Raw genomic sequence first — 12,772 nt, forward strand, 5'->3', positions numbered from 1 at the left:
ATGGCAGGTTCAGGCGGCAGGAGCAAGGTGCCCGCTGACGGATCGCGGCCATCTTGTGGCCGCCATGCACCGGTCGGGGCTGCAAGGCTGCAGAGGCCGATTCTGCTGCCCTTGGGGGTTAGTCCGAGGGCATCAGGAAGATCTCGCGCACGGTGTTGCGCTGTTTGGCCTCGAGCGCGAAAATCACCGCATCGGCAACGTCCTCGGGCTGCAGCTTGTCGGGTTTCTCCTCGTCGAAAAAGGCGGTGTTGACCATGCCCGGCGCGATCACCGTGCAGCGGCCGCCCCATTCCTTCATCTCTTCGGCCAGGTTGCCGGCATAGCCGTGGACGAACCATTTCGAGGCGCCGTAGACGGAACCGGGAATATGCACCCGGCCGGCTGCCGATCCGGTCATCAGCATGTGGCCCTTGCGTGCCCGGAGATGCGGGATTGCCGCCTTGGCAGTGTTGAGCAGGCCGACGATGTTGACGTCGATGAGCCTGCGCCATTCGTCCGGGTCGCCGTGCTCGGTGCCGGCGGTCTCAAGCCCCATTCCGGCATTGGCGAAGGCGGCGTCGACACCGCCATAGGTGTGCCGCAAATTGGCCATGGCCTGGTTCAGCTCATCCAGGCTCGTGACATCGCCCGGCAGCGCCAGTGCGCGGTCGCCCAGTTCCTCAACCAGCGCGGTGAGCTTGTCTTCCGAGCGGGCGAACAGGCCGACATTCCAGCCTGCCAGCCGTGCCGCCCGTGCGGTCGCGGCGCCGATGCCGCTCGATGCGCCGGTGATGAAAAGGGTCTTGGTGGTCATAAGGCATTCTCCTTGGCCATAGGGTGTGCTTGGCCAACGCGCGAGCGCGGGAGGTGTTCCATGGACGGGCGGCCGAATTCCCGGTGGCGAGGAGCCCGCAGCTGTGCTGTCGGTTTCGCCGGGCCTTGCCGGCGGGACTGCCGGGCGGGGCCGGCATCCCCAGACAAAAATGCCGCCTCACGCGGTCGTGTCCTTGTTCCGCCTGATTTTCTGCTAAGCATCGCCTCATGATGCGTTGGTCGAATGTCAGACTGAATACCCTGAGCGGTGGTCTGCTTGTGTCGCTGTTGCTGCACGGGCTGGTCGTGGCCGTCCTGCTGTTTGACCTGCCCGAGCCGATGGCCGAGGTGGAACCGGAGGAAGAGGTGGTCGCGGTGACCATCGTGCCGCCGCCGGAGCCCGAACCGGCGGCAGCCCCAGAACCTGAGCCGGAAGAGCCCGCGCCGGAGCCCGAGGCCGAAGCGCCGGCCGAACCGGAGCCTGAACCCGAGCAGGCTGAGGAAACGCCGCCTGCTCCCGCCGGGCCGGACAGTGAGGGCGAAGGCAGGGCCGTGCCGATCCAGGTTATGCGGCCGGTGTTCCAGTTCGGCGAGGAAGACGCGGGTCCGGAGATCGCACTTGATGGCGGGGCTGCGCAAGCGCCGGAACAAGATCAACCGGAGGCGCAACCGGAGGTAACGGAAGTCGCGCCCGAACCCGAGCCCGAATCTGAAACCGCAGCGGAGGTTCCGCCGGAGACGGAAGCCGGAGATGAAGTCCCCGCCGAAGAAGCGGCCGAAGAGCTGGCTGAAACTCCTGTCGAGCAGCCGGCGCAGCAGGATGCCCCGGCGCCTGCCATGCCTGCCGAGATCACCCCGCCGGACGAGGTTCTGGTGGGCGACGCCCCGGGCAATCTGCCTGACGCCGCTGACCAGGCCGAGCTGGCGCTGCTGCCGGAAGATCCCGTGGACGCCCCGCCACCTGTGGCGCCGGAGCCGGTCGTGCCCGACCCGGTTGAAATCCCGCCGCCCGCCTCCACCGCCCGCGCGCCGTCCGCCGCGCCTGCGGACACCGCGCCCGCCGTTGACAACGGCCTTCCCGGGGTGCGGGCGCTGTCTTCAATCGTCGACACCGGTCATGCCGTTGCGACCACGGCCATGCGGGCGCTGCCGCGCGAAGAACGCGGCAGCAGGCTCTGCACAACCGAATTGCGCGAGCAGCTGCACCGCGCGCCCGAACCTTACCGGGTGGAACTGCTTCCCGCCTACCGGCTGCCAGGCGGCACCTTGCTCGCGGTCCCCAACGCCGCCTTCCGCGCCGGTGGCGCCTGGTACAATCTGAGCTTTCGCTGCACCGTCGACAGAGACGCGCTCCGCGTCACCGACTTCAGCTTCAAGGTCGGCACGCCGATCCCGCGCCAGGACTGGCGCGCGAGGGGGTTTCCCGAGTTTTGAGGCCCCGAAGCCTCTCCCCTTGTGGGAGAGGAAGAAAAATCACGGTCTTGGCGCGAGAGCGCCAAGTCGTAGATTTTTCAGGTGAGGGGGGACTGCCTATACCGGAATGTAGACACCCAATCCGGTTCATTCTGTTGGCAACCTAACCGGTCTGGACAAGCCCCAATCTCCCCCCTTGCGGGGGAGATGTCACCGTAGGTGACAGAGGGGGGTGAATCCTCTCCAAGATGCGCGCGTTCGAGACAAGCAGAACCATGCCCCCCTCTGTCTGCTTCGCAGACATCTCCCCCGCAAGGGGGGAGATAGGCCCCGCGTTGTTCCGCTCCCGCCTTTTCGCCACTGAGGGGGCAAGGGTGTGCGCCGCGCCATTGCATGAAAATCAGCGCCCATTTCTTCCACACCCTCCAACTCCGTGCCACACTCATGCCGCTCCTGTCACCGGATGGACCGGAAACGTGCCGGTCCAGGCGGGAGGAAGGCCTCCGGGTGTCTGCCGTAACGTGCGGCAGGACGAAGGAGGAGGCGGTGCACCGGCGGGTTCCGCTGGCAGCAGGGTCAGCCTGAACGGGATCTCCAATGGGATGTCCAACGGGAGGATCGGCCAAGCCAGCCACCGGAGAAACCTTTGCCCCTTGTGCCGGCCAGCGCCGGCCGGCTGTCAGGGTGAGGGTGGAAACGGGCCTGTGGCGGGTCGTCTTGCGGATGCGGGGAGGGTGTCTGGCGCAGTGTCAGCCGCCCTGGCGTTCCCGGATCTTTTACGCAAGGCCCAGCCCGTGCCGGACGATGCCACCCGCCGCTGATCGCTGCCCATGTCCGGGTGGCAGGACGCGGCACGCCACTGCCTGTCGGATGTGGACATCATCCGGCGATATTCGGGCCCGCGCGCAATCTGCGCCACCCCCCGCATGTCTCCGCCACGGCGGTGGCATGCGCACCAAATCCACTTCCGAACGGCACAGCCTGCGCGCGGCCCTCCGGACTGTCCCTTCCAAAACTCCTCGCGTCGAGACGCGCGGAGGGCTTTCGTGCGTCGTTCTCCCGCGGAACCGGATCACCCGTTCCGGCGTTACAGTCTGAGTTGACGACCGTATCCGCGGCGGTCCGCTTGGCGCGTTCGCTACTTGCCCCTTGCCCTTGCCACCCGCGCCCCGGCTGTGGCACCAGTGCTGCAACCGAAATTCCCTTCCGGAGACCCCTGATGAGCCGAGACGACACCACCGCCCTGATCCGCCGCTATCTCGACGCGTTCAACGCCAAGGATTCCGAAGCCATGCTGGCGTGCCTCAGCGATGACGTGGCGCATGACATCAACCAGGGCGATCGCGAGATCGGCAAGGAAAAATTCCGCTGGTTCAATGGAATGATGAGCCGTCATTACGACGAGGAGCTCGGCGACATCGCCATCATGGTCGATGACAGCGGCAGCCGCGCGGCGGCGGAATTCACCGTGCGCGGGACCTATCTCGCCACCGCCGAGGGCCTGCCGGACGCCAATGGGCAGCGCTATTCGCTGCCGGCGGGGATCTTCTTCGAGATCGATGACCGCCTGATCAGCCGGGTGACAACCAGCTACAATCTCAACCACTGGATCGAGCAGGTCAAAGCCGGCTGAGCCGGCCCGGAGAAAATGCCATGGCAGCGGCTGGAAGGTCGGCTCTGAGTTTTTCGGTGCTGGCAAAGGGCGAGATCGAGGCGGCGCTCGACGACCTGGCGCAGCTCAGAATCTCTGTGTTTTCGGCGTGGCCCTATCTCTATGAGGGCGATGCCGCCTATGAGGCGCGCTATCTGAGCACCTTCGCCGCCTCGCCGGGCGCGGTGGTGGTTGCGGCCCGGGATGATGCCGGCCGCATGGTGGGGGCTGCGACGGCAGCACCTCTTGCCGATCACGCCAATGAGTTTGCCGCGCCCTTCGCCGGTGCCGGGCTTGATCCGAAGGACTTCTTCTACCTGGCGGAATCGGTTCTGCTGCCAGGCTACCGGGGGCAGGGCGCGGGCCGCACGTTTTTCGAAATGCGCGAGGCTGAGGGCCGGGCTCAGGGGTTCGGGCGCGCGGTGTTTGCCTCGGTGATCCGGCCCACCGACCATCCGGCAAGGCCGGACGATTACGTTCCCCTGGACGGGTTCTGGCGTCGCATCGGCTACCGGCCGCTCGAGCGGCTTCAGGCAGAGTTCTCCTGGCGCGACATCGGCAAGACGGCGGAAAGCGTCAAGCGGCTGCAGGTCTGGGGCCGGGATCTCTGAGGCATGCCGCCCGACGCGCGGCGCGGATTTTTTCATGAACACAGGATGAATGGCCGGTTCCGCTTCGGTTCAGGCGGGTGGGACTAGCGTGGGGTCAATCGATAGGGACACCCGGCGAACGGGACATCCGATCGAGACAGGTTCGAAGTCAGGGACACCCACTCAAGGCATCAAACGCCGCCACATCTGGAGAACAGTCATGAACAGCTTCATTCGCAATGCACTCGCCGCCCTCGTTGTCGCCACCGCCGGGCTTGCCGCTTCGGCTCCTGCCGCCACTGCGGGCGGTGTAGGGTTCGAATTTTCGTTCGGTGGTCCCGGCGGCGGTGTCGTCATCCGCGACTACGATCGCCGCGGCGGTTGGGACCGGTTCGAGGGGCACCGCGGTCATCGCGATGTCTGCCGTCCGCACCGCGCCGTGCAGAAGGCCCGCCACATGGGCATCCGCCGCGCCGATGTCGTCCGCGCCGGTCACCGCCGCGTCGTCGTTGAGGGCTTCCGCCATCACCGCCCGGTCCGTGTGGTCTTCGCCAACCAGCGCCATTGCCCGGTGATCAAGGTTCGCCGCTAAGCCGCATTTCCATCCAGACCAAGCAAGACCCCGGGGGCGCCTGCCTGCCGGGGTTTTTCATGTCCGCAGCTTGCCTCACCCGGTCCGGGCGGCGACGCGGTGACGGCGGTCTGACAGGTGCTTTCAAACCGGCGGCGGCCCCGCTGGCATGAACCGCGGATTAAAGGCTGGTTCCAGTTCGGTTCAGATCGGCTGGGCTAGTGTCGGATCAATCGAACGGACAGCCGGTCGAGACAGACACCACCAGCCCCAGGCGCCATGTCGCCCCCAGGAGATACCGTCATGAACCGTTTCATCCGTTCCACGCTTGCCGCTCTCGTTGTCGCCACCGCCGGCATTGCCGCCTCGGCTCCTTCCGCCAATGCAGGCGGCATCGGTTTCGAATTGTCCATCGGCGGACCGGGCGGCGGTATTGTCGTTCGCGATCTTGACCGTCGCGGCAGCCGCGATCATGACCGGCGTGGCGGCCGGGACGGTTTCGGCGGCTACCGCGATGTCTGCCGGCCCGACATCGCTGTCGGCAAGGCCCGTGACATGGGCGTCCGCCGCGCCGATGTGGTCCGCGCCGGTGACCGCCGGGTTGTCGTCGAGGGCTTCCGCCATCACCGTCCGGTGCGGGTGGTTTTCGCCAACGAGCGCAACTGCCCGGTGATCGGCTTCCGCCGCTAACGCAGATACGCCGTTTCACGGGCGGTCACGGCTACCGCCTGAAAACCAAACCCCGGGATGTTTCCATCCCGGGGTTTGGTGCTGTTGGTCGTATTCATATCCCCGTCGCGGAAAACCAGGGTAGACTGTGGCTACTGGGCGATTTCCCAGGTGACGTTGACGGTGACGCGATATTCGTTCTCGCCCGAGGCGACGGGCACCTCATCGGCCGCCTTCGACATCATCGCCATTTCGGCGCGGACCATCGGCATCGGCGGCGCGGAACCGGAGTTCTCCGAAATCTGGGTGATGCGGCCCAGACCCACGCCCAGCGCGCTGGTCATCGCCTGGGCCTTGGCCCTGGCATTGGCGACCGCGTCGAGGCGGGCCGCTTCGCGGATCTTGTCCTTGTCATCATTGGTGAAGATGATGTTGCCGCCCTGGTTGACGCCGAGGCTGACGGAGGTGTCGAGAATGGCGCCGAGCCGGCTCAGATCGCGTATGCGCACGGTCAGCGTGTTGTTGACGGTGTAGCCGACGATCCGCGGCTCGCGGGTCTCGCCGTCCCGGTTTTCAGGGTAGACCCATCGCGGCTGGATCGAAAAGCCACCGGTCTGCAGGTCGCGCTCGGCAATGCCCTCGGCCTTCATCGCGGCAAGCACATCGCTCATCGCGGCGTTGTTGGCGTCAAGCGCCTCGCGTGCCGTCTCGGCCTCGCGCAGCACGGTGAGCGAGATCACCGCCATGTCGGGCGCCACCGCCGCCACGCCCTCGCCGGAGACGGAAATCACGCCGGGCTGCGGCGCGCGGACATCATCGGCAAAGGCCGCGGGGGCCGCGGTGAGCATGAGCGCGGAGAGTGCGCCGGCGACAGCCATGCGGCGGCGGGCGTGGAAGGATGAGGTCATGAAAAATCTCCGATCTGGTACCTGATGCATGTTGCGTTCGAATCTACCATTTGTCCGATGACGTCCATGCATCAATTCATAGGGTTGCAACCTGCATTGCGCATCCGGCTGGAAGCGCAAGCGCTGTGATGTCCCGACAGCGAAAGTCATGGCGAGCGAATGTGGACGCATTGCGGCGGCGCTCTGCCGATGGGGAAGGCGGCGCGCCGTCCATGCCCGGTCCTCCCTGCGGCCGCTTGAGGATGTCGTGCCGGCACGTCTTGTCGCCGCATTTGATTTGGGCTAAACCGCCAGCATCCGGACGGCGCATCCGGTCCTGCAAACGGCGGCTTGCTCCGCCCGCAACAGGGTCGATCCAAGGCGCCGCACCCGCAAGGAAGGCCTGTAGCTCAACGGTTAGAGCCGGCGGCTCATAACCGCTTGGTTGGGGGTTCGAATCCCTCCAGGCCTACCAGACACCTTACAAATCAACGTGCTAAAGGCTGGCTAGCCATCGGCGAACTTGCCACGGGGGTGGCTGAAAAGAACCGGCCCGCCGAAGCGGGCCAGCCTACAGCTATCAGAAGAGTTCGCCCTGAGCGGGCGGTACCTTTGGATGAACCTTGAAGTTCACCACTTCGGAAACGCGGCCTTGGTTGATCCCCACCAAGGCCGCAATATCGTGCTGGGTATAGCCCAACCGATAGAGGGCCCTGATGCGTCCGGCCATTTCCTCCGAAACCTTCGGCGAGCGCCGCTTCGGAACAATAGTGATCCTGATTTCCATCGTGGATAATCAGCCTTTCTCCCTGTCTTTTTGTAGTTGAAGGAGAGAGCCGGGACCGTTAAGCTTGCCTTGCAAAGGGAGGGCCAAACGGTCCGACTTTCCGCAATTCCGACGCTACCCGACAGGGAAGGGCGTTGGCCTTGCCATTGAGGTCCGGTTGGGGTGCAACCTTTCCGGACCTCGTTGCTTTTCGAAGCAACTTAGCGAATCTCGCAGATCATGCCCCATAAAGGCAACAAAAACCGGCCCGGACCTTCCTCCACGGACTGGGATTCTGGGGATAAGCGCCCGAAAAGCCGGTTTATCTCTCAAGCGTTCGGTCGAAATTTCTTTTTTCCGGTCTCGCCGCGGTGCTCCTGCTTGCTGAAGATAGACGGAAGTTGAAGCAGGTTCTTTACGTGGACGGTTCTGTCGAGCGCTTAAGGAAAGTTGCTGACAAGGAGCAGTTCTTTATGGCCGCCTGCTTGTCCCTCCAACCCTACCATTTCCCAAATGCCAAACCCCTTCACCCCCTCCGCCGCCAATCCCCGGGTGTCATGCCGTGGCGGGCGCGGAAGGCGCGGGTGAAGTGGGAGGGGTCGGCGAAGCCGGCTTCAAGGGCAATCGTGGCGAGCGGCAGGTGGGCGGAGCCGGGGTGGCGCAGCATGCGGGTTGCGGCGTTCAGGCGCTGGTTGATCAGGTAGGTGCCGAAGCTGTCCTCGTCAGCCTCGAACAGGCGATGGATGTAGCGTTCCGACAGTCCGGCCTCGGCGGCGCAGGCCGCAACCGAATAGCCCGGCGTGGTGCAGCGGGCGCGGATGATGCGCTTGATTCTGAGCAAGTGCGCCGCACTGCGGGGGCTGTCATCGGGCCGCGTGCTTTCTCTCAGCGCGGCGATTGGGCCGTCAGGCAGAGCGTTCGGACCGGAGGCCTGGCGGCCCGCCAGGTTGACCAGCGAGGCAATCAGCATCTGCAGGTCTTCAAGATCGGCTTGGGCGCCCGCTGCAGCCGTTTCCACCAGCGTCTGCATGGCTTCCGCGATCAGCCGGCCATAGACCGGGTGGCGTGACAGGAGTTCCGGCGTTCTGCCCGGCCAGCCCGCTATGCCCACCTCCATGGCCTGCCTGGGCAGCATCAGCGAGGCGACCTTCAGCTGGGGAAAGCGCTCGTGGTGCAGGCTGAAAACGCGGGCGCTGTCGAACAGGCCGACATCGCCGGGGCCGAGCACGATGTCCGCACCGTTCTGGGCGATCCGGCACTCGCCGGAAATCTGCAGATTGAGATAATAGCAATCCTCGGCGGAGGCGGCGATCTCGGCCCGGCCCTTTTGCACAAGGTGCGATTGCGCGGTGACGAGGTTGAGGGTGCCCGCGCCGATGCCATAGGCATAATGGGTGGCCCGGAAACTGTGCCGGAGCGAGCGGTCAAGCTCGGGCCTGAGCGGCATGAAGGCCGAGCAGATGCCCTCGCGGTAGTAATCGAAAGCGTCGCAGGCAGCGACTTCCGTGGTCCGCCAGATGCGCGGCCCGGCCGGCTGTGCAGTCTCAGACCATGTCTGTTCACCCTGGTCCATTGTCGCGATTTTCCCGCCTCGGTAGCGTCCCTAGACTAACGCCAAAGGGAGGAAATTGGAAATGGCGACTTACGTACTTGTTCATGGCGCATGGCACACGGGTGAGCTTTTCGAGGCGGTGGCGGCACCGATCCGGGCGGCAGGCCACGAGGTGCATTGCCCGACGCTTGCCGGCAACCGGCCGGGCGACGCGCGCACGCTGGGGCTCGATGCGGCGATCGCGTCGCTGGTCACCTATCTCGAGGACAATGACCTCACTGACATCGTTCTGCTCGGCCATTCCTATGGCGGCATGGTGATCACCGGGGCCGCCGACCGCGTGCCCGGCCGCATCCGGCGGCTGGTTTACTGGAACGCCTTCGTGCCCAATGACGGCGAATGCCTCAACGACATGGTGCCCGCGCATTATGTCGGGCTGTTCGACGCGGTGAGTTCGGAAAGCTCCGACAACAGCGTGATGCTGCCCTATCCGATCTGGCGCGAAGCCTTCATGAACGATGCCAGCGGCGAGGAGGCCGAGGCCGCCTTCAACAGGCTCAACCCGCATCCCTATGCGACCTTCACCGACAGGATCGGGCTCAAGAAAAACCCGGCCGAGATGGAGATCGCCAAATCCTACATCAACTGCACCGAGGACACGGCGCTGCCGCAGGGGCTGGGCTGGCATCCGCGGCTGTCGGAAAAACTCGGCCTGTTCCGGCTGGTGCAGATCCCTGGCAGCCACGAGCTCTGCTTCACCGATCCAGCAGCACTTGCGGCAGCCATCCTGCAAGCGGGACGGGACTGAGGGCCTTGCATCGCCATTGACCCCGCTCCGGAGCGGGGTCAGTCCTGCCGCAACGAAACCGGGGCGTCGCGGCAGGTGGCTAGCCACGGCAAAGGCCGCGTCCGAACAGCGGGGCCCGGTGTGGGGTTCAAGCCTGTTTCGCCGCGTCGAAGGGCACGACCGTGTCCTGTTCCTGGCCCCGGCCCGGGTGGACGCAGACGCGGTTCCGGCCGCCCTTCTTGGCTTTGTAGAGAGCGGCGTCCGCGGCGGCGAGCATGGCTTCGCGGGTTTCAGGAGTGTCGGCCCGGCTCGAGACCAGGCCGATGCTGATTGTCTGCCGCGGCGGCGCGTTGGGCAGGGCGTCAAGGGAGGTGAGCCGCACGGCCAGGCAGATGCGTTCGGCTATGGCGATTGCCATCTCCGGCGCCTCACCCCGCACGATGACCACGAACTCCTCGCCACCGTAGCGGGCGACGAGGCTGTCCCTGCCGGCGAGGCTGCTGCCGATCGCCCGCGCGATGAGTTGCAGGCATTCGTCTCCGGACTGGTGGCCGTAGGTGTCGTTGAAGGCCTTGAAATGATCGACATCGATCATCATCAACGAGATCGTCGAACCGGTGTCATTGCTGGCAGCCAGGCTCTCGGCAAGCGCAAGATCGAACTTGCGCCGGTTGGCGAGGCCGGTCAGCGGATCCTCATAGGCCTTGGTCGCAAGTCTTTCGTTGGCGATGCGGAGCAATTCGTTCTTTTCGGTGATCTCCCTGAAGAGCCGCTCGGCGGTCTGTTCGGCATTGAGCTGACGCAGCCGGTTGTCCACCATCTGCTGGATGAACGATGCGAGAAAGGTGAAATACAGCAGGAAAGCGGGAACGTAGATGTAATTGCCCTCGGCAAAGGCTCCGATGCTCATCTGGCCGATGACCAGGGAGATGTTGATGAGTGCCGTTCCCGGCGTCATGTAGGCCCTGCCGGCGGCCCCCTGCAGGATCGCACAGGCAATGCCCATGGTGATGGCCTGGGTTTCCGCCGATGTGCCGTAAAGCAGAAGCGCACCGGACAGGCCCCAGCCAAAGCCCGAGAGCAGCGAGCCGAAGACAAAAAGCCGGACCCATTTTTCTCCCACATCCTCGGAGCTGCGGGCGCGGAAATGGTGTTCCATCCAGACACGGAACATCATGCATGCCAGCACAATCAGCGTCGCCACGGCGCCGGTCCAGACTGCGCCTGACAAGGCGGCGCTGAGGCCGGCGAAGCCGAAGCCGATCGTTGCGGTGAGATGGGGCTTGCTGCTGTAGAGTTCGCGGACCGTTTCCTTGATCTGCTGCTTCGACGCGATGTCATATCCGACGAAGACGAAGGGGTTCCACAGGGCAAAAAAACGCATAAGGCTACCTTTTTGGGCGTCTTTGCGCCAAGTTCAACCTGTTGAAACGACCCGGCCGGCAGATGACCCGACCAGGTTTCAGCAATTCTTTTATAAGTCTTTTGTAAACAATGTGTTGCCTCGCTCTCTGCCTGTTCTTCGCAGCGCAGTCTAACTGGGAAGCGAGCGCTCTCCCCAAGACCTTGCCCAAGACCTTGGCGCGGCTGATTTGTGAAAGCGGCGTGATGGTCCTACACTTGCTCCCGTCAAGATCGAGTATTCCTCAAAAGGAGTTCGAGCATGGTGAAATCAACTTCAAACGGGACCGCCAAGCCTGCAAATGCCGAAAGCAAGGTCGAGCGGTCGCGCCTGGTCCTGCTCGGGGCATTGGCGGCAACGGCTGTGACGGCAGTCGGATGTGGAGGCGGTGGTTCAAGCGGCAGATATCTGGGTGATGGTGACTGATTCCGGCTTGCGGCGGAACGCTCCCAACAGTTCATCGCTGATGCGGGGCAGGAATTGGGTGGCCTGACAGGTTGCAAGGCGCGGTGGCTTGCTGTCAGACCGGCTGTGTCTCCTGTGCCTGATCTGCTGTGTGCTGCCGGCTACCCGATCCCGTTTGCCCTGGCGACGAAATCGGCCAGATGCGGCAGATAGTCTTCCGGCCCGTCGCCGCCCGTGTTGACGGCGGTGGCGAAGGAATTCTTGATGGCGCTTGCCATCGGCGTGGCGACGGTGGCCGCATTGGCCATGGATTCGACGTAGCGGATGTCCTTGTAGGCATTGATCAGCGTGAACTTGTGGGATTCCCGGTTGCCCTCCAGCGCGTAGCCCATGAAGGTCTGGTAGAAGCCGCAGTCCATCCGCCCGCCGCGGATCACCTTGTCGAATTCGGCAATCGGAATGCCGACCTTTTTCGACATGGCAAGCGCTTCCGAATAGATCGCCGCGTAGCCGAGAGAGATGAAGTTGTTGAGCAGCTTCATCCGGTGGCCATCGCCGAGACCGCCGACGCGGACAATCTTGGCGGCCCAGGTGGCAATCACCGGTTCGACGCGGGCAAAGGTCGCTTCATCGGCGCCGACCATGCAGTCGAGCGTGCCTTCCCAGGCTTCCTTCGGCGTGCGGCTGAGCGGGGCGTCGGCAAAGGCAACGCCGATTTCGGCCAGCTCCGCCGCCAGCCGCTCGGTCACTGTCGGATCGCTGGTCGAGCAATCGACAATGACGCTGCCCTTGGCCAGGCCCGGCTTCAGCGCTGCGACCGCTTCTGCGACCTGCGGCGATCCCGTCAGGCAGAGGAAGATGACGGAGCAGGCGCTTGCCAGTTCCTGCATCGACTTCGCCTCGGTGGCGCCGCGCGAAACCAGATCCTCGACAGGGGCGCGGTTGCGGTGGGCGATCACCGTCAGCGGGTAGCCCTTCTCCACAATGTTCTTCGCCATGCCGTGGCCCATCAGGCCGACGCCGACAAAGCCGGTTTTCTCTTCAGTCCGCGTCATGTCCGGTCTCCGGTGGTGGCAGCAAATAAGTAAGCAGAAACTTACAATCAATCCGCTGCTCCGACTTTTGCAGCTTGCCGGCGCGGATGCAAGCACGGGTGGTGGGTGATGCTGCGACTGTCCGGCGGGTCTCGTGTTTGCGTGGGAAGTTTGATGGCGGCGGGTCGCCATTCGCACCACTTGGTGCTTTTATACAGGCCTGCCCGGATTCGCACGCGGGACCGGCTCTCCG

General features: G+C 64.5%; 13 protein-coding genes and 1 tRNA gene. 8 read left to right on the forward strand and 6 right to left on the reverse strand.

The genetic code is table 11. The features are described 5' to 3' along the window. Nucleotides 1–118: 118 nt before the first annotated feature. A complete protein-coding gene (locus SPHINGO391_RS05065) occupies nt 119–793 on the reverse strand; it encodes an SDR family oxidoreductase (RefSeq protein WP_152007808.1) in 675 nt (224 codons plus the stop codon). A 227-nt stretch (nt 794–1,020) separates the two neighbouring features. Here SPHINGO391_RS05065 and SPHINGO391_RS05070 point away from each other — a divergent pair, with 227 nt between their 5' ends. The 5 genes from SPHINGO391_RS05070 (at nt 1,021) to SPHINGO391_RS05090 (ending at nt 5,707) form a co-directional block, all read left to right on the forward strand. Then, the gene (locus tag SPHINGO391_RS05070; RefSeq protein ID WP_152007809.1) at nt 1,021–2,226 is read left to right on the forward strand and encodes a DUF930 domain-containing protein; all 1,206 of its coding nucleotides are present in this window, start codon (nt 1,021–1,023) and stop codon (nt 2,224–2,226) included. 1,198 nt (nt 2,227–3,424) lie between these two features. Next, nucleotides 3,425–3,838 (forward strand): ketosteroid isomerase-related protein, encoded by a 414-nt coding sequence (locus SPHINGO391_RS05075; RefSeq protein ID WP_152007810.1) that lies wholly within the window; start codon nt 3,425–3,427, stop codon nt 3,836–3,838. Between the two features lie 20 nt (nt 3,839–3,858). Beyond that, entirely contained in the window at nt 3,859–4,467 is a 609-nt protein-coding gene (locus SPHINGO391_RS05080) for a GNAT family N-acetyltransferase (RefSeq protein ID WP_152007811.1), read from the forward strand. 199 nt (nt 4,468–4,666) lie between these two features. Further along, nucleotides 4,667–5,038 (forward strand): hypothetical protein, encoded by a 372-nt coding sequence (locus SPHINGO391_RS05085; RefSeq protein WP_152007812.1) that lies wholly within the window; start codon nt 4,667–4,669, stop codon nt 5,036–5,038. Nucleotides 5,039–5,320: 282 nt separating this feature from the next. Beyond that, nucleotides 5,321–5,707: a hypothetical protein gene (locus SPHINGO391_RS05090; RefSeq protein WP_193217194.1), complete on the forward strand. Its 387-nt coding sequence runs from the start codon at nt 5,321–5,323 to the stop codon at nt 5,705–5,707. A 131-nt stretch (nt 5,708–5,838) separates the two neighbouring features. On the opposite strand, the gene SPHINGO391_RS05095 is transcribed toward SPHINGO391_RS05090, so the two are convergent. Further along, entirely contained in the window at nt 5,839–6,594 is a 756-nt protein-coding gene (locus SPHINGO391_RS05095; RefSeq protein WP_152007814.1) for an SIMPL domain-containing protein, read from the reverse strand. Between the two features lie 378 nt (nt 6,595–6,972). Between SPHINGO391_RS05095 and SPHINGO391_RS05100 the strand changes: the two genes are divergently transcribed. Further along, a tRNA-Ile gene (locus SPHINGO391_RS05100) sits at nt 6,973–7,048 on the forward strand. Between the two features lie 105 nt (nt 7,049–7,153). Here the strand turns inward: SPHINGO391_RS05100 and SPHINGO391_RS05105 are convergent. Both SPHINGO391_RS05105 and SPHINGO391_RS05110 read right to left on the reverse strand, forming a co-directional pair. Next, complete coding sequence (locus SPHINGO391_RS05105; protein WP_152007815.1) at nt 7,154–7,360, reverse strand: hypothetical protein; 207 nt, start codon at nt 7,358–7,360, stop codon at nt 7,154–7,156. A gap of 505 nt (nt 7,361–7,865) precedes the next feature. Further along, on the reverse strand, nt 7,866–8,912 hold the full coding sequence (locus SPHINGO391_RS05110; RefSeq protein WP_152007816.1) for a helix-turn-helix domain-containing protein: 1,047 nt from the start codon (nt 8,910–8,912) through the stop codon (nt 7,866–7,868). A gap of 61 nt (nt 8,913–8,973) precedes the next feature. Between SPHINGO391_RS05110 and SPHINGO391_RS05115 the strand changes: the two genes are divergently transcribed. Continuing rightward, a complete protein-coding gene (locus SPHINGO391_RS05115) occupies nt 8,974–9,699 on the forward strand; it encodes an alpha/beta hydrolase (protein WP_152007817.1) in 726 nt (241 codons plus the stop codon). A gap of 127 nt (nt 9,700–9,826) precedes the next feature. On the opposite strand, the gene SPHINGO391_RS05120 is transcribed toward SPHINGO391_RS05115, so the two are convergent. After that, nucleotides 9,827–11,062, reverse strand: coding sequence for a sensor domain-containing diguanylate cyclase (locus SPHINGO391_RS05120; protein WP_152007818.1), 1,236 nt, complete (start codon nt 11,060–11,062; stop codon nt 9,827–9,829). A gap of 279 nt (nt 11,063–11,341) precedes the next feature. Between SPHINGO391_RS05120 and SPHINGO391_RS05125 the strand changes: the two genes are divergently transcribed. Further along, nucleotides 11,342–11,506, forward strand: a complete 165-nt coding sequence (locus SPHINGO391_RS05125) for a hypothetical protein (protein ID WP_193217195.1) — start codon at nt 11,342–11,344, stop codon at nt 11,504–11,506. Between the two features lie 140 nt (nt 11,507–11,646). On the opposite strand, the gene SPHINGO391_RS05130 is transcribed toward SPHINGO391_RS05125, so the two are convergent. After that, nucleotides 11,647–12,540 (reverse strand): NAD(P)-dependent oxidoreductase, encoded by an 894-nt coding sequence (locus tag SPHINGO391_RS05130; RefSeq protein WP_152007819.1) that lies wholly within the window; start codon nt 12,538–12,540, stop codon nt 11,647–11,649. Nucleotides 12,541–12,772: the final 232 nt, after the last annotated feature.

The sequence above is a fragment of the Hoeflea sp. EC-HK425 genome (assembly GCF_902498795.1).
Lineage (GTDB): Bacteria > Pseudomonadota > Alphaproteobacteria > Rhizobiales > Rhizobiaceae > Hoeflea > Hoeflea alexandrii.